The organism is Parafrigoribacterium soli, from assembly GCF_040227235.1.
Classification (GTDB): domain Bacteria; phylum Actinomycetota; class Actinomycetes; order Actinomycetales; family Microbacteriaceae; genus Parafrigoribacterium_A; species Parafrigoribacterium_A soli.
The window spans coordinates 127,373-145,376 of sequence record NZ_JBELNZ010000004.1; the positions used below are offsets into that span (position 1 = coordinate 127,373).

The window sequence follows — 18,004 nt, forward strand, 5'->3', positions numbered from 1 at the left end:
TGGACTCCAGACTCGTGCTCGTGGATGCTCGTTCCATAGTCGCCACTTGCCGGGGTGCGCGAAAAAGTTATCCACAGGCCCGTCCCGCACCGCTCTGCTCGCCCATAATCGAGGGATGAACGAGACTGAGTCCGCAGGAACCGTTGGCCGATTTCTTACGCTTGCCGACGCGGCGGACATCCTGAACGTCTCTGCCAGTCAGGCCTACGCGCTCGTGCGTTCGGGCGAGTTGCCCGCCATCAAGGTGGGCGGAAGCGGCCACTGGAGGGTGGAGCGCAGCATGCTCGAGTCGTACATCGAGGCGAAGTACGAAGAGGCACGGCGCTTGAGCCTGTGGAACCAGTCAGAGTACGCCGACCTTCCCGAACTGTTCGGCACCGCCCAGCACAACGGCCAGCGCTAGTAGCCTCGCTGCAGTCGGGCGCAGAGCCGAGGGCTACATGCGCACGAGCAACAGTTGATCGAAGGGAACCACGCGGTAGTGGCTCACCTCAGCCTCGCGCCTGACCGACCCCGGCTCATGCACGGCGAGATCGAGGTGATCCCGGCCGACCCGGTCGATCGTGCCGTGAACGAGGCCCACGCTGAGGTGCAGTTCGACTGACGACCTGCGCCTGCAGAGGTCTCGCAGTGCGAAGCCGAGGCCGAGCCGAGCCGACAGCGAATGGGCGCTGAACGGTGGAGCTTCGAGGCTGCGCTGCACCTCGGAGCGATCGAGCAGCAGCGCGGCGATCGCCGAGATCGGCACGATGCACCGGCCTGGCCGCCTCGACTCCTCGATCAGCTCGGCCGAGAACCAGTCTTTGCCGAAGGAAAGTGGGCGAACGGTGAGGGTGCTCCCGTCCACGAGCTGCACCCGTAGTGTGCTGGACGGCGGCGAGGATGCCCCCTCGTGGAGCGTCACGATCCTCTCGCGCAGCGAGATGCGGGCGAGTCGCAGTCGCTCCTCCTCCGCGCGCAGATCGACTTCATCGGCAGTCAGCTCGTGTTCGAGCTGGCTTTCGAGGTCGTCGAAGAGGTTGTCCCAGCGCATGGAGCGAAGGTACCCAGTCGGGCGAACATCGCGGCAGGGTTATCCACAGCCCCAAGTTGGGGCGTGGACAGAACCCTCTGTTTGCTGCTTTAGTTTCTTCGGGCACGACACCCGAACGGGGGTAGGCCTTCCATACTGAACCACAGTTCGGAGCCAGCAGATGAGCAGTGCCGCCACCAGCACCTCGGTCGATCAGACACTCCCCAGCAAGGCCATCAGGGCCAGGTTTGACTCGGATGATTTCTTCGGCCATCAGCAGGCGGAACGCTCCGCACTGCCCAACCCCGCTCCCCTGCTGGAGAACCTGACGCGCTGCGTCATCGAGGTGCTCGCCGGCGCGAGAGACCTCGAGCAGATCTCGCGCTGGGTAACCGACGATGTGTACCGCCACCTGCTCAAGCGCGTCGTGCTGTCGGCGCGCGCCCGACAGGCGAGGGGGCAGCGCGCGCCCATTCGCCCGACCTTCACGATCGGTTCGACCATTATCAGCGAGCCTCGCGATGGAGCGATTGAAGCGGTTGTGATCGTGCACAGCCGCGCGCGATCACGCGCCGTCGCGCTGAGGCTCGAGGGCATGGACAAGCGCTGGCGCGCTACCGCGATCAACGTGCTCTGAATTCCCGTCGGCGCTTCTTCGGATGGCGCTTCGATCCCCACCGGCACTGCCGCCCGATTCTTCGAATCGTGCGGGACCGGCGGCGTGGGCCCAGGCTCAGTGAGCGACGAGGTCAGCGACCGCGCTTCTCCTGCGCACGGCGCTCGGCACGGTTCATCGGCGCGGAAGCGTTGCCGCCAGTGGGCTGCCCGAAGGCGCCGCGCTGAGGTGCTGCCTGCTGGCCAGGGTTCTGACCCTGGTCGACGGCGGCGGCCGCCGCGGCCTGCTCCCGCTGCGCCCTGGCCGTGGATGCCGCATCCAGCTGCCCGCGCTGGTTGCGCACCTCGACCTCGCCATCCACCGTCGGTGCGGAGTAGCTCAGGCGCTGCTCGGAGGAGCCGTCGAGGCCCTTCGCCGCGACGCTCGGCACCGCGGCCGTGGCGCCGCCACCGGTCACCTCGACCTCGAGGTTGAACAGGAAGCCGACGGACTCCTCGCGAATCTGCCCCATCATCGACTGGTAGAGCGCGAAGCCCTCGCGCTGGTACTCGACGAGAGGGTCACGCTGGGCCATAGCGCGCAGGCCGATGCCGTCCTTCAGGTAGTCCATCTCGTAGAGGTGATCGCGCCAACGACGGTCGATAACCGACAGCACGACGCGACGCTCGAGCTCGCGCATGGCGGGCTCGCCCAGCTGCTCGGTGCGGCGCTGGTACTGCAGCTTGGCATCCGACAGAATTTCGTCACCGAGGAACTCACGCGTGATGTTATTGCGCGAACCGGCCTCGGTGTACAGCTCGTCGATCGTGATCGAGATCGGGTAGAGCGTCTTGAGCTCGGCCCACAGCGCGTCGAGGTCCCAATCGTCGGAGTGGCCCTCCGCGCTGTGCAGGTCGATGACCTCGTTGATGACGTCTTCGAGGAACTTCTCGGTGCGCTCCTGCAGATCGTCGCCCTCGAGGATGTGACGCCGGTCACCGTAGATCGCCTCGCGCTGACGGTTGAGAACATCGTCGTACTTCAGCACGTTCTTGCGGATCTCGGCGTTGCGCGCCTCCACCTGCGACTGCGCACTGCGGATGGCGCGGCTCACGACGCGCGACTCGATCGCGAGATCGTCTGGCACATTGCCACGGCCCATGAGCGACTCGGCCGCCGCCGAGTTGAACAGGCGCATCAGGTCGTCGGCGAGCGACAGGTAGAAGCGGCTCTCGCCCGGGTCGCCCTGGCGGCCGGAACGACCGCGCAGCTGGTTGTCGATGCGGCGGGATTCGTGGCGCTCGGTGCCGAGCACGTACAGCCCACCGACCTCGACGACCTTCGCGGCCTCCTCGGCGACGGTGGCCTTGACCCTCGCGAAGACCGAGTCCCACTCGGCCTCGTACTCCTCTGGGGTCTCGACCGGGCTGAGCCCGCGGCTGTTCAGTTCGGCCACAGCGAGGAACTCGGCGTTGCCGCCGAGCATGACGTCGGTGCCTCGACCGGCCATGTTGGTGGCGACGGTGACGGAGCCGAGACGGCCCGCCTGCGCCACGATCGCGGCCTCGCGAGCGTGGTTCTTCGCGTTCAGCACCTCGTGCTTCACTCCGCGCTTGGCCAGGAGCTTGGAGAGGTATTCGCTCTTCTCGACGCTCGTCGTGCCGACCAGCACGGGCTGGCCCTTCTCGTGGCGACGCACGATATCTTCGACCACCTGGTTGAACTTCGACTCCTCGTTCTTGTAGACGAGGTCGGGCTTGTCCATCCGGCGCATCGGCATGTTCGTCGGGATCGGAACGACGCCCAGCTTGTAGGTGCTCATGAACTCCGAGGCCTCGGTCTCGGCCGTTCCGGTCATGCCGGAGAGCTTCTTGTAGAGGCGGAAGTAGTTCTGCAGGGTGACGGTGGCAAGGGTCTGGTTCTCGGCCTTGACCGCGACACCCTCCTTGGCCTCGATGGCCTGGTGGATGCCCTCGTTGTAGCGACGACCCATGAGGATGCGGCCGGTGTGCTCGTCGACGATGAGCACCTCGCCGTTCATCACAACGTAGTCCTTGTCTTTCTTGAACAGGGCGCTCGCCTTGATGGCGTTGTTGAGGAAGGAGATGAGCGGGGTGTTCGCCGACTCGTACAGATTGTCGATGCCGAGGTAGTCCTCGACCTTTTCGATGCCGGGCTCGAGCACGCCGACGGTGCGCTTCTTCTCGTCGACCTCGTAGTCGACCTCGGGCACGAGGCGCTTCGCGAGGGACGCGAACTCGTTGAACCAGCGGTTGGCCTCACCGGACGCGGGGCCCGAGATGATGAGCGGGGTGCGAGCCTCGTCGATGAGGATCGAGTCGACCTCGTCGACGATCGCGAAGTTGTGACCGCGCTGCACCATGTCACTCGCCTGCCAGGCCATGTTGTCGCGCAGGTAGTCGAAGCCGAACTCGTTGTTCGTGCCGTAGGTGATGTCCGCCTCGTACTGCTCGCGGCGTTCCTGCGGGTCCTGACCAGAGAGGATGCAGCCGACCGACATGCCGAGGGCGCGGAAGATGCGGCCCATGAGCTCGGACTGGTAGCTCGCAAGGTAGTCGTTGACGGTGATGATGTGCACGCCGCGCGAGGGGATGGCGTTCAGGTAGGAGGCGAGGGTCGCGACGAGGGTCTTGCCCTCACCGGTCTTCATCTCCGCGATGTTGCCGAGGTGAAGGGCCGCGCCGCCCATGAGCTGCACGTCGAAGTGCCTGAGGCCGAGGGTGCGAACGGATGCCTCGCGGACCGCCGCGAACGCTTCCGGGAGCAGGTCATCCAGAGACTCGCCGTTCGCGTAGCGCTCGCGCAGCTCCGTGGTCTCATTGCGCAGTTGCTCGTCGGTGAGTTCCTTGAAGTCTTCTTCGAGGTGATTCACTGCCGCCGCGTACCGCTGCAGCCTGCGAAGGGTTCGCCCTTCGCCGACGCGAAGCACTCGTTCGAGAACGTTGGCCACCGATTACTCCAATTGCGCTGTGTCTAGGTTGCTCTGTCTGGCTGCCAGAAAACGGCGCGACCGTGAGCAGTTCGTAATGTTAGCAAGCCTAGTCGGCCGTCCGCTGGGCACCGTTCGTCGGCCGGCGCCGCGAAAAAGCGCCGAGCGTGCCCGTGAGCGCCAGGCGTGCCCAGTGGAACAGGCACGCCCGGCGTCACCGGGCACGCTCGGCGGAAATGTGGATCAGCGGTTGCGCGCCCTCGCCGCGGCCGGCACCTCATCCGCCTCCGTGTCGAGCCCGATGACGCCGTAGTCCCAGCCCTTGCGGCGGTAGACGACGCTCGGGCGGTCGGTCTCCGCATCAATGAACAGGTAGAAGTCGTGACCCACGAGCTCCATGTAATAGAGCGCGTCGTCCACCGTCATCGGAGCGGCAGGGAACACCTTCTTGCGGATGACGACGGGACTCCAGTCGTCTTCCTCGGCATCCGCGGTCGCGTTGTCGATCACTTCGATCGATCCGGTGCGCACCTTTTCCATCGTCTCCGGAGTGGCCGGCTGGATGTCGATGACGCTGAATCCGTCGGCGCTCGCCTCGCGCAAGGAGGTGGGGCGGCGCTTGCCGCGGTGCACCTTCTGGCGGTCCTTCATCCGGCGCACGCGCTCGACGAGCTTGTCGAGGGCGAGGTCGAATGCAACGTACTTATCGGAGCCGGTCGACTCGGCGCGCACAAGCGGACCCGGCCCGATCACCATGAGTTCGACCCGATCGTCGCCGCTCGAGCCGTTCTTTTCGGCATGCCGACTTACCTTGACTTCGAAGGCGAGTGCCTTGTCTGCGAGGTGGGCTATCTTCTCGGCTTTCTCCGTTGCATAGTCCCGGAATCTGTCTGTGATCCCCAGGTTGCGACCGTTGATGGAAATATCCATGGCGTCCTCCCTGCTACCGTGACGCGTCACCCCGGCGGAACCAGGTATGACCAGTGCGCCTCTTTTGCCCACCGTAGCCCCGTCGTCTGGGGAAGTCACGAGTTTGCGCCGGGAACAATCAAAGTCGTCGATGCGGCTCGCCGTGTTGGCGAGGGCGACCGCGCACAGCACCTCCCCGCCCGCCGCCGTGATCGCCCTGGACGCCTCCCGAAGGGTGGCTCCGGTGGTCACGATGTCGTCGACGAGGATGAACGCTCTGCCGTCGAGCGCGCCCCTCGCTCCCATCGCCCCGACGAGGTTCGACTCACGCTCGGCGCGATCCAGTGACTTCTGCTGGGCATGGTCGTGCACCCAGCGCAGTGGACCAGAGGGACGAAGTCGGGCGCGCTTCAGGAGCAGGGCGAGCGGGTCGTACCCCCGGCGGCGGAAGGCCGCGCGAGCGGGCGCAACGGGAGCGAGCTCGACCGCCTGGTGCGTGGTGTCGCGCAGGGCGGCTGCGACCGCGGCGGCGAGCGGAACCGCGAGCGCGCGGGCGACATCCGTTCTGCCGTTGCGCTTGAGGGCGAGGATCGACTGGCGAACGACGCCGTCGTAACCGAGCGCGGCGAAGACGACGGTTCCGTCGCGAAGCTCGCGCCGCGTGACGCGGGGCGAGAGCGCGGTGCGGCAGGCCGGGCAGAGCGCGCGATCCGGGGCGCCGCATCCGGCACACTCGACGGGCAGCAGGACGGCGAGCGCATCCAGAACCGGATCGCGGGCGACGGCGAGCGCGGCCACGAGCGAAGTACGCAGGACCACATGCATGCGGTGATCCTGTCGCGTGGCGCGACGACGAGACGCGGACGCCGCCCGACCGGTGCACGACTGCGGCTGCGGCACGGCTGTGGAGGCGAGGCCGCTCGGCGACTAGCGCTGGGTCGCTATGAACTCCGCCTGTACGCCCGAGCCGATCCAGCCGCTTCCCCGCAGGGCCTGGATGGAGCCGTCCGGCCCGAGCACTCGAAGGCCCGAGGTGCCGCCATTGCCGCCGACGATCTGCTTCGCGCCATCCGGATGCCCGAGAGAGACCCGTGGACCGCCGAGCTGGTAGAGCACGACGCTCGGGCGCCCGTCCTGCACGCTGAGCGTGGCAACCGAGAGCCCGTCGGCCCAGGTCGCGTCGACGGCCGTGTCGGAATCCGCCGTCACGTCGAGCACCGGCTCGGCGACAAGTGAGACCGGCAACTGGTTCTGGTCGCTGCTGCGCACGATGCCGGAGACGATGAGCCTGGGGCCGGCATCCGTCGACAGATACATCGAGAGCCTCGCGCCGTCGCGTGAGACGGCGAGTGAGACGATCTCGGTGCCGGTCGGCAGCGCGGGGTTCAGCGTGTGCGACTTACCGTTCGGGTCGAACACGAGGATGGCGTTCGGATCCGACCCCGGAACGCTCCACACGTAGCCGTCCTCATCGAGCGACGGCGCGATGAGACCGGGCCGCGGGTCGAGCGTGACGGTCGCGGAACTGGTCGACACCCTGGAGACGCCCGAGCCCGAGAGCACCGCCGCGACCGTGCCGTCAGAGGCGAGGGTCACCGCCTTCGGGGAGAGCGCAATGACCTTCTGGCTGAGCGAGGGAATCGGCGCGATCTTGCCGTTCTCGAAGAAGCCGAAACCGTCTTTCTGCCGCACGAGCGGACGCGGATCCACCTGCGGCTCCGACGGCGGCGTTGTGCCGCTCGGCGAGGGGATGGCCAGGGGCGAATCTCCGACGGAGATCGCGACGCCCGTGATGTTGGTGACGCCCCGGAGGCTCGCGAGCAGCTGGAGCTTCATGAGCTGGCGCTCCGTCGACTTCGAGCTGAGCGCCTCGGGGCTGAGGTCGATCGCTGCGATGCCATCCTGCACGGGCACGAGCGGCGAGGAGAGCTTGGTGCCGTCGGGGAACGCCGAATAGACGGCTCCGCGCAGTGCGGTCGGCGGACCGGAGAGCAGCGCCGAGACGATGCGAACCGGCTGGGCGCCAATCGGGAACCAGCGACGATCGGGAACGAGGCGTTGCCCCGTCGGGTCGAGGAAGTACAGCGTCTGCTCGCTGAACACGGAGCCGAAGGTGCTCTCCGGGAGCACGATTCCCTGCGGGCCTTCGACGATGCGCCACTGACCCTTTTCCTTCGCGAAGCTGTAGTTCAGCACCTGCGGCTGCGGCTCGGGCGATCGGGTGTACGAGCCGGCCGCGTCGACATCCGCGACGGTGTTGATCGTGTAGCTCATGCGATCGGTGCCCGTCGACTCGCTGCGCGTGCTTCCCGTGCGCACGAGCACGCTCTTGCGCGGATCCCAGTCGGACTTGAAGTCGCCGCCCAGGAACTGCCTGGCGACGCCGTAGTTGTTCTGCGAGCCGGCGAAGGCCGCGATGAAGCCCTGCAGGATCTGTGCCGGCTTCGCTCCGCGCACCGGCCCCTCGGGGATGAGGATCGCGCCATCGTCGATGCCGGTCGCCTCGACGCTGATGCCGACGTCGACGGGTCCCGACGACGGGATGCCGGCACAGGCCGAGAGCGTGACCGTGGACAGGCCCACCGCGACGGCGAGCAGCACGCGGCGACGGAGCCGGGAACGGTGATCAGTCATCATGCCTCCCGACCGGTTCCGAGTCATCCGGGAATTCGATCGGAGAACTCACGATCCTCTTGCCGCGCTCCCTCGGGAGGGTGAGCCTGAAGCAGCTGCCCTCGCCGAACCGGGACCAGACCTCCAGGTCGCCATCGTGCAGGGCGGCGTCCTCGAGCGCAATGGCGAGTCCGAGGCCGGTACCGCCGATCGTGCGCCTCCTCGACGGGTCGGCGCGCCAGAACCGGTCGAAGACCCGCTCGACGTCGCCGGGGCGGATGCCGACGCCGAAGTCGCGCACGGCGATGGCGATCGCGCTTTCGTTGCTGTCGACGGTGACCACGACCGGGCGGCCCTCACCGTGCTCGATCGCGTTGCCGAGGAGGTTGCGCAGGATGCGGCGGATGCGGCGCGCGTCGACCTCGGCCTCGAAGTAGCCACCGGGGGCGTCCACCTGCAAATCGGATCCGCGCTCCTCGGCCACGGCCTGCATCGAGTCCACGGCATCCTCCACGAGGCGCACGAGATTGATCGGCTCGAGTTCGAGCTCGACGGCACCGGCGTCGTAGCGGCTGATCTCGAGCAGGTCGGCGAGCAGCACCTCGAAACGCATCACCTGCGTGTGCAGTAGCTCGGCCGTTCGCGCCGTCGACGGCGCGAAGTCCTCGCGCTGGTCGTACAGCACGTCACCCGCGAGGCGGATGGTGGTGAGCGGCGTTCGCAGCTCGTGCGAGACATCCGAGACGAATCGCTGCTGCACGCGGGAGAGTTCTGCAAGCTGACTGATCTGTTTCTGCAGGCTGTCCGCCATGCCGTTGAACGAGCGCGCGAGGGTCGCGATGACATCCTGGCCATGCTCGGGGATGCGCTGCTCGAGCTGCCCGGCCGCGAGCTTCTCGCTGGCCTCGGCGGCGACGCGGATCGGCCCAACGACCAGGCGCACGACGATGTAGGTGACCGCGCCGATGAGCAGCACGAGCGCGAGACCGCCGATCGCCAGGGTGCTCTGCACGAAATTTAGTGTGACCTGCGCGTCGGCGAGGTCGTAGACGAGGAAGAGTTCGTAGAGCCCGGCCGACGGCACGTCGATGAGTGAACCGGCAACGAGGCCGGGCGCCCCGTCTTTCAGCGTGACCGACTGCGTGTACACGTGCTTGCCCTTGCCTGCCTCCACGGCATCCCGGATGTCCTGGCTGACGAGATCGGTCGGGAACGTCGGGCTCGTGATGGTGGTCATGATGCGGTCGGTCTGCTGGCCCGGGATGCGCAGGAGGCCCATCGAAGTGCTGCCGGGGCTGCGCACGGTGCTCAGCACGCTCGACTTGACCGAGAGCCCCACGCCGTCGAGCTCGACGGCCTGGTCGCCGGTGGCCTGCGCGTTGTCGAAGGACTGCTGCGCGATCGCCGTGGCGTTGTTCGACTCGGTCTGCACCTGGGCGAGCCTGGTCTTGTAGAGGTTGTCACCGATGCTGATCGACATGTACGAGCCGATGATGATCACGGCGAGCCCGGAGAGCACGACGGTGATCGCGACGGTGCGGAACTGGAGCGAACTGCGCCAGAACCGTGCGAGGCGCCTGCGATACAACCGCCAGTTGAGGCCACCGATGCTGGCCTGGCGGCTAAGTGGCGGAACCTGCACGATAGCCGACGCCCCGAACGGTCATCACGATGCGCGGGTTGTCTGGGTCCTGCTCGACCTTGGCACGCAGCCGCTGCACGTGCACATTCACCAGCCTCGTGTCTGCCTTGTAGTGGTAACCCCACACCTTCTCGAGAAGCATCTCGCGGGTGAACACCTGTTGCGGCTTGAGGGCGAGGGCGAGCAGCAGCTCGAACTCGAGCGGCGTGAGGTTGATCTTCGCGGAGCCGCGCTTGACCTCGTGGCCCGCAACATCGAGCACGAGGTCTCCCACGTGCAGCTCTCCGGCAGAAGCGTCGGGCGTCGGGCGCAGACGGGTGCGGATGCGGGCGACGAGTTCCTTGGGATTGAAGGGCTTGACGACGTAGTCGTCTGCTCCGCTTTCGAGGCCGCGCACCACATCCGTCGTGTCGGACTTCGCCGTGAGCATGATGATGGGCACGCCGGACTCCGCGCGGATCTCGGCGCACACCTCGATGCCGTCCTTGCCCGGGAGCATGAGGTCGAGCAGCACGAGCTCGGGCTTCGTGTCACGGAAGAGCTGCATCGCCTCGCTGCCGTCGGCGCAGAACGACGGCTCGAAACCCTCGCTGCGCAGCACGATGCCGATCATCTCAGCGAGAGCGGTGTCGTCGTCGACTACCAGGATGCGCGCGCTCATCGTCCCGTCTTCGTTCGGCATCCACCGGGTTCAGGATGCTTTTGGCACAAGAGTAGTCGAGTGTGAAACGATAATCGCGTGCGCGCGGTCGCGCGATGCTTCAACTCCGAGGGGATTGCTCGTGAACGACAGCCCGCAGTGGCAATCGCCCGCTGCTCCCTCCGCCGGCCAGGACCACTCCGGCTATCCCGCGCCGCCGCCCCCGTTCGGCACGCAGGCCGAGGCCGGTGCTCCCACCGCACAGCCGAGCGTCGGCTGGGCGCCCCCGCCGAAGCCCGGCCTCATCCCGCTGCGCCCGCTTGACTTCGGCACCCTCCTCGGCGCGGCATTCAAGACGATGCGCCACAATCCCAAGGCGACCTTCGGTGCGGCGCTGCTCGTGCAGGGCGGCGTGTCGGTCATCACGGTTGGGATCATCGGACTCGTCACCTTCCTGACCCTCTCGAGGCTCGACACCGCCAGCACTGCCAATCGCGACGACATTGCCGCGGGCAGCGTAGCGGCCATCGCGCTGTCAGCGATCGTTCCCGTGCTGCTCTCGCTCGCCGCATCCGCACTGCTGCAGGGCGTGATTGTGCTCGACGTGATGCGCGCCGCCCTCGGGGAGAAGCCGAGCCTCGGAACACTGCTCAGGATGGCGAAGGGGCGCATCTGGGCCGTCATCGGCTGGACGCTGCTCGTCTTGCTCGCCGCGGGAATCGCGGTCGGCCTGATCGTCGGGATCGTCGTCGCCCTCTCGCTCATCGGTGGAGTGGCCGGGGCGATCTTTGCGGTGCTGTTCGGCGCGGCCGGCGGCATCGGCTTCGTGATCATCTGGGTCTGGTTGAGCACGAAGCTCTCGCTCGTGCCGAGCGTGCTCATGGCGGAGCGCGTTGGCCTCAGAACGGCCGTGGCGCGGTCGTGGGCGCTCACCCGCAGGGCCTTCTGGAAGACCTTCGGCATCGAGCTGCTCGTTGCGGCGATCATCGGCATCGCGACCCAGATCGTCACCACACCCATCTCCTTCCTCTCCGGCATGGTCATCAGCCTTGCCGACCCGAACGGGCAGAATCCGGCAACGTCGATCGCTGGTGCGCTCGTGCTGTACGGCGTGCTGATCGTGGTGAGCGTGCTGTTCGGAGCCATCGGGTCCGTCATCCAGTCCGCGACCGCCGCCCTCATCTACATAGACCTGCGGATGCGCAAGGAGGCTTTGGACCTCGACCTCGCCCGTTTCGTCGAGGCGAGACAGTCTGGCACCACCGGGCTCGGCAACCCTTACCTGCACCACGCGAAGGCGCAGGCCGAGCCCGCTGGGGGCACCGCCGCATACAGTGCGCCCGCGCCGCAGTGGCCCGCGCCCACGTCCGCCCCGATCCCGCCGTCGAGTGAGTCGCCCTGGACATGATCGCCCTCCTCGGAGTCACCGTTCCGCAGGTCTCAGACGTCCCCGTGGATCCGGGTGCGGAGGAGGCCAGGAGGTGGATCGTCGCCGAGCTCGCGAAGCCCGCGTACCAGGCCGCCCAACCCACCTGGTTCGACCGGCTGTCCGCTGCGTTCTGGCACTGGCTGAACTCCCTGCAGTTCGGGAGCGGCGGCGCGAGCCTGCCCGTCATGCTCATCGTCGTCATCGTGGTTGCTGCGGCCGTGGTGGCCGCGTTCCTGATCTTCGGTGCGCCTCGACGCAATCGCCGCAGCGCGGTGACCGGCGCCCTCTTCGGTGACGACGACGACCGCAGCGCCAGGGCGATCCGGGCTTCGGCGGATGCGGCTGCCGCGGCCCGCGACTGGACCCTCGCGATCGAAGAGCTGTTCCGTTCCATCGCGCGGGGACTCGCCGAACGCACGGTCGTGACGGCGAGCCCGGGCACCACCGCGCGTGACTTCGCGACGAGGGCTGGCGTCACCTTCCCCGCGCTCGCGGCGAGGCTCGCCGGCGCCGCGAGCGCCTTCGACGAGGTGCGCTACCTCGGCCGCACCGGCACCGAGGAGACCTACCGCGAGCTCGCGGGGCTCGAGACCGAGCTTCGCAGCGCGCGGCCGGAGCTCGAGACCGCGGGTGCGGCAGCGGGCGGGGCGGGTTCGCTCACGTGACGGCCACGACATCCGTCTCGACGCCATCGGCCGTCGTCTCGACTCCCACGGTGCGCGCCGCCACGAAGCGATACCTCTTCTGGATTCTGGCCGTCGTCTTCGTCGTGCTCCTCGCCGTGGTCACGCTGGTGATTCGCGGATCGGCCGCGCCCACAGGCACCCCGCTCTCCCCCACGAATGCGGCACCGCCCGGCAGCAGGGCCGTGGCTGAGGTGCTGAAGCAGCACGGAGTGAACGTCGTGCCGACCGAGACGCTGAAGACCACGCGCGCCCTGCTGACGTCGCACCCGGACGCGACCGTGCTGCTCTACGATCCGGACTCTCGACTGGATGCCCGCCAGCTGCGCTCGCTCGCCTCCCTCGGCGAGAAGATGGTGGTCGTCACCCCCAACTTCTCCCAGCTGCGGACGCTCGCCCCGTCCGTCGCGCAGGCCGGTGCGGCGAAGAGCGGCACGCTGAAGGCCCGATGCGCACTGCCCGCGGCGGTCAAGGCCGGCGCGATCTCCGGCGGCGGCAACGGCTACCGGATCGTCGGCGGTGCCTCAGACGCTGTGGGCTGCTTCCCGAGCGGCAAGGGCATCCATTCGCTCATCAGCCTCGAGTCCGGCGGTCAGCGGCTCACGATTCTCGGCGCCGATCAGGTGCTCGCAAACGAGACCGTGCCGAGCAAGGGAAACGCGGCGCTGGCGCTGAACCTGCTCGGCTCGACCTCGACCCTGGTCTGGTACCTGCCCTCCATCGACGATGTCGCGGTAAGCGGCCTGCCGACGATCGCGGAGCTCACGCCACCGTGGGTCAGTTCGGTGGCCCTGCTACTCATCATCACCGCGATCGCGGCGGCGTTCTGGCGCGGCCGCAGACTCGGGCCGCTCGTGATCGAGAACCTGCCGGTGACCGTGCGCGCGAACGAGACCATGGAGGGCAGGGCGCGGCTCTACCAGCGGAACTCGACCAGGCTGCGCGCCCTGGATGCCCTGCGGATCGGGACGATCGGCCGGCTGGCTCGGCTGTGCGGGATGCCGCGGGCGGCGTCCACGACCGAGGTGATCGACCGGGTGTGCGCGGTGACAGGGCGGGACCGCAGCAGAATCGCCCCGCTGCTCGTCGACGCCGTGCCTGCGCATGACGGGGACCTCATCCGGCTGTCGGACGAACTGCTCGAACTGGAGCGGGCCGTGGCCGCTGCCGTGGCGGGCTAGCCGCCGAGAACAGAACCTCAGTACGAACAGGGAGAATGAACGCATGACAGACCAGGCAGCATCCATCCGTGACTCGTTCGCCCGCGTGCGCAGCGAGGTCGGCAAGGCCGTCGTCGGTCAGGATGGCGCCGTCACGGGCCTCATCATCGCCCTCCTCTCCGGCGGGCACGTGCTTCTCGAGGGAGTTCCGGGGGTCGCCAAGACGCTGCTCGTGCGAACGCTCAGCCGCGCGCTGCAGCTCGAGACGAAGCGCGTGCAGTTCACCCCCGACCTCATGCCCGGTGACGTCACGGGCTCGCTCGTCTACGACGCGAAATCCGGCGAGTTCGACTTCCGCGCCGGCCCGGTGTTCACGAACCTGATGCTCGCAGACGAGATCAACCGCACACCACCGAAGACGCAGTCCGCGCTGCTCGAGGCGATGGAGGAACGTCAGGTGAGCGTCGACGGCGAGAGCAGGATGCTGCCCGTGCCATTCATGGTTGCCGCGACCCAGAACCCGATCGAGTACGAGGGCACATACCAGCTGCCCGAGGCGCAACTCGACCGCTTCCTCCTCAAGCTCGTGCTCGACATCCCGGAGCGGGAGAACGAGATCGAGGTGCTCACCCGCAGCGCCGCCGGCTTCAACCCGCGCGACCTCGCAGCGGCCGGAGTGACGCCCGTGCTCGATGCGGCCGGTATCGCCGCGGCCCAGGCCGAGGTCGCCGAGGTCGCGGCGAGCGCGGATGTGCTCGCCTACGTCGTGGACCTGGCGCGCGCCACGCGACAGAGTCCCTCGGTGAAGCTCGGCGTCAGCCCCCGCGGATCGACCGCCCTGCTCACCGCCACGAAGGCCTGGGCGTGGCTCACCGGCTTCGACGCGATCACCCCGGACCACGTGCAGGAGATGGTGCTGCCGGTGTGGCGGCACCGCATCCAGCTGCGACCGGAGGCCGAGCTCGAGGGAGTGTCTGCCGACGCCATCCTGCGGTCCATCCTGCAGCAGGTGCAGGTGCCGATCTAAGGTGGGCCGGGTTCACTGATGGCGGTCTCCGGATGGTTCGTCCTCCTCGTCGCGCTCGGCGTCGTGCCGATCGTGGTGCTCGGCGACCCCGCGGTGCTGGGACTCTGGCTTGCGCTGGCGCTCCTGCTCGGCATCCTCGACGCCGTGCTCGCGGGGTCACCGCGAGGAGTGCGGCTCAGCCGCGAACTGCCCGACCGGGTGCGGCTTGGCGAGATGGTGCCGGCGACGCTGTTCCTCGTGAACACGGGGCGCAGGCGCGTGGCCGGCACCGTGCGCGACGGCTGGCAGCCCTCGGCGGGAGCGGCGCCGACGCGCGCCAGAATCGTGCTTCCCGCCGGTGAGCGTCGGGCGGTGCGAATCTCACTGACCCCGTTCCGGCGCGGCGAGCGCAGGGCGGCGAGCGTCACCATTCGTTCGTTCGGTCCGCTCGGGCTCGCGGCGAGGCAGGCGACCATTCAGGCGCCGGGCGCCATCCGGGTGCTGCCGCCGTTCAACTCGCGCAAGCACCTGCCCTCGAGGCTCGCGAGGCTGCGCGAACTCGACGGGCGCACGAGCGTGCAGATCCGCGGGCAGGGCACCGAGTTCGACTCGCTGCGCGAATACGTGCGCGGGGATGACGTGCGCTCGATCGACTGGAGGGCCACCGCCCGCAGACAGGACCTCGTGGTGCGCACCTGGCGCCCGGAGCGAGACCGTCGCGTCGTCATCGTGATCGACAGCGGGCGCACGTCTGCTGCGCGCATCGACAACGAGCCGCGCCTCGACACCGCATTCGAGGCATCCCTGCTGCTCGCGGCGCTGGCCTCCCGCGCCGGGGATCGCGTCGATCTCGTGATCTACGACCGCAGAACGCGGGGCCGGGTGCAGGGTGCGAGCGGGCCGGAGCTGCTCTCTCGCATGGTCAACACGATGGCGCCCATCGACGCGGAGCTTCTCGAGATGGACTGGACCGTCGTGCCCGAGCTCGTGCGCTCCGTGACCAGCCAGCGCGCTCTCGTCGTGCTCATGACCTCGATCGATGCCGCCGGGGCGTCGCGCGAGCTGCTCTCCGTGCTGCCGCAGCTCACGAAACGGCACACCGTGGTTGTGTCGTCGGTCACCGATCCGACCGTGCTCGAAGCCAGTCGCGACCGCACCGATCGCGACAGCGTGTACCGTGCGGCGGCTGCCGAGCGCGCCATGCTCGATACGGCGCGCGTGGCTGCCGCCATCCGTCAGCTCGGTGCGGATGTGGTGACGGGCGCCCCGCAGGCCCTGCCGCCCGCTCTCGCCGACCGCTACATCGCGCTCAAGGCCGCCGGCCGCCTCTGACCGGCGCGACCACGCCGCCCGCCCTCTGCCGGTAACCACGAAGCGGCCGGCCCCGAGAGGTCGGCCGCTTGCGGATGCCGTGACTAGTGGCCGACGCCCACCGGGTCGGCTGCCTCGTTGGGGGTCTCGGTCGGCTTGGCGATCTCGGCGCGCAGCTTGTCACCGAGGCCCGCGTCCACCTGGGTCCAGTACCAGAGGAAGCGCTCCTTGATACGGTCGACGGTCAGGCCCTTGTACTGCCCGGTGAGCGTCTGCAGGAAGCGAGCCTTCGACTCCTCGCTGAAGACGTCGCGGTACAGCGTGCCGGCCTGTCCGAAGTCGTCGTCGGCGGAGCGGAGCGTCTGCGCCGCACGAACCAGTTCGCCATCGGTCTCCCAGCCGCCCGTGCCGGCGAGAGCCGGATCCGCCGCCGGTCCACCGTAGGAGTTCGGCGTGTACACGCGCGCCGAGGCGTCGTTGTACGAGAACTGCATGTTGCCCTCGTGCTGGTACGTCGTGACCTTCGCGACGTGGGGCGTGTTCACCGGCAGCTGGTTGTAGTTCGTGCCGATGCGGGCACGCTGGGCATCCGGGTACGCGAACATGCGTGCCATGAGCATCTTGTCCGGGCTGATGTCGATGCCGGGCACCAGGTTCGACGGGGCGAACGCGGCCTGCTCGATCTCCGCGAAGAAGTTCTGCGGGTTGCGATTGAGCGTGTAGTGGCCGACCTTGATGAGCGGGAAGTCGGCGTGCGGCAACACCTTGGTGATGTCGAAGGGGTTGAAGCGGTAGGTCTTCCCTTCCTCGTACGACATGATCTGCACGTAGACATCCCAGGTTGGGTATTCCCCGCGCTCGATCGCCTCGAAGAGGTCGCGGCGGTAGTAGTCCGAGTCGGACCCGGCGAGCGCCTCGGCCTCGGCGGCCTCCATCAACTCGACGCCCTGACGGGACTTGAAGTGGTACTTCACCCAGAACCGCTCGCCCTCGGCGTTGATCCACTGGTAGGTGTGCGAACCGTAGCCGTTGAGGTGCCGCCACGAGCGCGGCAGGCCGCGGTCGCCCATCACGTAGGTGACCTGGTGCGCCGACTCCGGCGACAGGGTCCAGAAGTCCCACTGCATGTCCGCGTCGCGAAGACCGGATGCGCCGAGGCGCTTCTGCGAGTGGATGAAGTCGGGGAACTTGATGCCGTCGCGGATGAAGAACACCGGGGTGTTGTTTCCGACGATGTCGTAGTTGCCCTCGGTCGTGTAGAAGCGCAGCGCGTAGCCGCGCACGTCGCGCCAGGTGTCGGGAGAACCCTGCTCGCCGGCCACGGAGGAGAAGCGCAGCAGCATCTCGCTCTTCGCGCCCGGCTGGAAGACCGCCGCCCGCGTGTACTTCGACACGTCCTCCGTCACTTCGAACTCACCGAATGCTCCGCCACCCTTGGCGTGCGGGTTGCGCTCCGGCACGCGCTCGCGATTGAAGGATGCGAGCTTCTCGACCAGGTAGCGGTCGTGGAGGGCGGTGACGCCATCCGGGCCGGTGGTGAGAGAGTGGGCGTCGCTGGCGACGGGCGCACCGCTCTGGGTGGTGGTTGGTTCGGTCACTTTTTCTCCTTGGTGTTCTGGACTGATGACATCTGGCAGGCGGGGCACAGGCCCCAAAAGGTGACTTCGGCGAGTTCCACTGTGAAACCGGAACTGTCGGAGGGAGTGAGGCACGGCGCGTGGCCCACAACGCACTCGACATCCGCGATCTCGCCGCAGGACGTGCATACGACGTGGTGATGGTTGTCGCCGACGCGGCGCTCGTAGCGGGCGGGTGAGCCTGCGGGTTCGATGCGACGGATGATGCCCGCCTCGGTGAGGTCGCCGAGCACGTTGTGCACCGACTGGATCGAGGTGCCCGGAAGAGTTTCGCGCAGCGCCTGGAACAGGGTTTCCGCATCGCTGTGGGGTCGGGACCGCAGTGCCTCGAGCAGCGCTATGCGGCCCGCCGTGACGCGAAGCCCGGCGCCATGAAGCTCCCTCTCGAGTGCTGGCTGCATGTCCCCATGCTAGCTG

General features: G+C 67.9%; 15 protein-coding genes. 7 read left to right on the top strand and 8 right to left on the bottom strand.

What is annotated here, in order from left to right; translation table 11 throughout:
• The first annotated feature begins 115 nt into the window (after positions 1–115).
• Positions 116–403 (top strand): helix-turn-helix domain-containing protein, encoded by a 288-nt coding sequence (locus ABUA37_RS11975; RefSeq protein ID WP_349899435.1) that lies wholly within the window; start codon positions 116–118, stop codon positions 401–403.
• 33 nt (positions 404–436) lie between these two features.
• Here the strand turns inward: ABUA37_RS11975 and ABUA37_RS11980 are convergent, their stop codons facing one another.
• A complete protein-coding gene (locus ABUA37_RS11980) occupies positions 437–1,033 on the bottom strand; it encodes a hypothetical protein (RefSeq protein WP_349899436.1) in 597 nt (198 codons plus the stop codon).
• A gap of 160 nt (positions 1,034–1,193) precedes the next feature.
• Here ABUA37_RS11980 and ABUA37_RS11985 point away from each other — a divergent pair, with 160 nt between their 5' ends.
• Entirely contained in the window at positions 1,194–1,649 is a 456-nt protein-coding gene (locus ABUA37_RS11985; RefSeq protein ID WP_349899437.1) for an Rv3235 family protein, read from the top strand.
• A gap of 112 nt (positions 1,650–1,761) precedes the next feature.
• On the opposite strand, the gene secA is transcribed toward ABUA37_RS11985, so the two are convergent.
• The 5 genes from secA to mtrA all read right to left on the bottom strand — a co-directional run bounded on the left by secA (position 1,762) and on the right by mtrA (position 10,382).
• Complete coding sequence (gene secA, locus ABUA37_RS11990; protein ID WP_349899438.1) at positions 1,762–4,578, bottom strand: preprotein translocase subunit SecA; 2,817 nt, start codon at positions 4,576–4,578, stop codon at positions 1,762–1,764.
• A 222-nt stretch (positions 4,579–4,800) separates the two neighbouring features.
• Positions 4,801–6,291, bottom strand: coding sequence for a ribosome hibernation-promoting factor, HPF/YfiA family (gene hpf / locus ABUA37_RS11995; RefSeq protein ID WP_349899439.1), 1,491 nt, complete (start codon positions 6,289–6,291; stop codon positions 4,801–4,803).
• Between the two features lie 102 nt (positions 6,292–6,393).
• Positions 6,394–8,100 carry an LpqB family beta-propeller domain-containing protein gene (locus tag ABUA37_RS12000; RefSeq protein ID WP_349899440.1) on the bottom strand — a complete coding sequence of 569 codons (1,707 nt, stop codon included), beginning with the start codon at positions 8,098–8,100 and terminating at the stop codon, positions 6,394–6,396.
• Positions 8,093–9,721, bottom strand: a complete 1,629-nt coding sequence (mtrB, locus tag ABUA37_RS12005) for an MtrAB system histidine kinase MtrB (protein ID WP_349899441.1) — start codon at positions 9,719–9,721, stop codon at positions 8,093–8,095. Before mtrB ends, ABUA37_RS12000 begins: the two co-directional genes overlap by 8 nt.
• Positions 9,702–10,382 (bottom strand): MtrAB system response regulator MtrA, encoded by a 681-nt coding sequence (gene mtrA, locus ABUA37_RS12010; RefSeq protein WP_349899442.1) that lies wholly within the window; start codon positions 10,380–10,382, stop codon positions 9,702–9,704. The genes mtrB and mtrA overlap by 20 nt, the downstream gene beginning before the upstream one ends.
• A gap of 121 nt (positions 10,383–10,503) precedes the next feature.
• Between mtrA and ABUA37_RS12015 the strand changes: the two genes are divergently transcribed.
• Genes ABUA37_RS12015 through ABUA37_RS12035 form a run of 5 tightly spaced genes read left to right on the top strand, consistent with a single transcriptional unit; the run spans position 10,504 to position 15,971 of the window.
• A complete protein-coding gene (locus tag ABUA37_RS12015; RefSeq protein ID WP_349899443.1) occupies positions 10,504–11,769 on the top strand; it encodes a hypothetical protein in 1,266 nt (421 codons plus the stop codon).
• Positions 11,766–12,455 (top strand): DUF4129 domain-containing protein, encoded by a 690-nt coding sequence (locus ABUA37_RS12020; RefSeq protein ID WP_349899444.1) that lies wholly within the window; start codon positions 11,766–11,768, stop codon positions 12,453–12,455. The genes ABUA37_RS12015 and ABUA37_RS12020 overlap by 4 nt, the downstream gene beginning before the upstream one ends.
• Positions 12,452–13,654: a DUF4350 domain-containing protein gene (locus tag ABUA37_RS12025; RefSeq protein WP_349899445.1), complete on the top strand. Its 1,203-nt coding sequence runs from the start codon at positions 12,452–12,454 to the stop codon at positions 13,652–13,654. Before ABUA37_RS12020 ends, ABUA37_RS12025 begins: the two co-directional genes overlap by 4 nt.
• Positions 13,655–13,697: 43 nt before the next feature.
• Positions 13,698–14,660, top strand: a complete 963-nt coding sequence (locus ABUA37_RS12030) for an AAA family ATPase (protein WP_349899446.1) — start codon at positions 13,698–13,700, stop codon at positions 14,658–14,660.
• An 18-nt stretch (positions 14,661–14,678) separates the two neighbouring features.
• Positions 14,679–15,971 (top strand): DUF58 domain-containing protein, encoded by a 1,293-nt coding sequence (locus ABUA37_RS12035; RefSeq protein WP_349899447.1) that lies wholly within the window; start codon positions 14,679–14,681, stop codon positions 15,969–15,971.
• A gap of 83 nt (positions 15,972–16,054) precedes the next feature.
• On the opposite strand, the gene ABUA37_RS12040 is transcribed toward ABUA37_RS12035, so the two are convergent.
• Both ABUA37_RS12040 and ABUA37_RS12045 read right to left on the bottom strand, forming a co-directional pair.
• Complete coding sequence (locus ABUA37_RS12040; RefSeq protein ID WP_349899448.1) at positions 16,055–17,548, bottom strand: catalase; 1,494 nt, start codon at positions 17,546–17,548, stop codon at positions 16,055–16,057.
• Positions 17,545–17,988 carry a Fur family transcriptional regulator gene (locus tag ABUA37_RS12045; RefSeq protein ID WP_349899449.1) on the bottom strand — a complete coding sequence of 148 codons (444 nt, stop codon included), beginning with the start codon at positions 17,986–17,988 and terminating at the stop codon, positions 17,545–17,547. Before ABUA37_RS12045 ends, ABUA37_RS12040 begins: the two co-directional genes overlap by 4 nt.
• Positions 17,989–18,004: the final 16 nt, after the last annotated feature.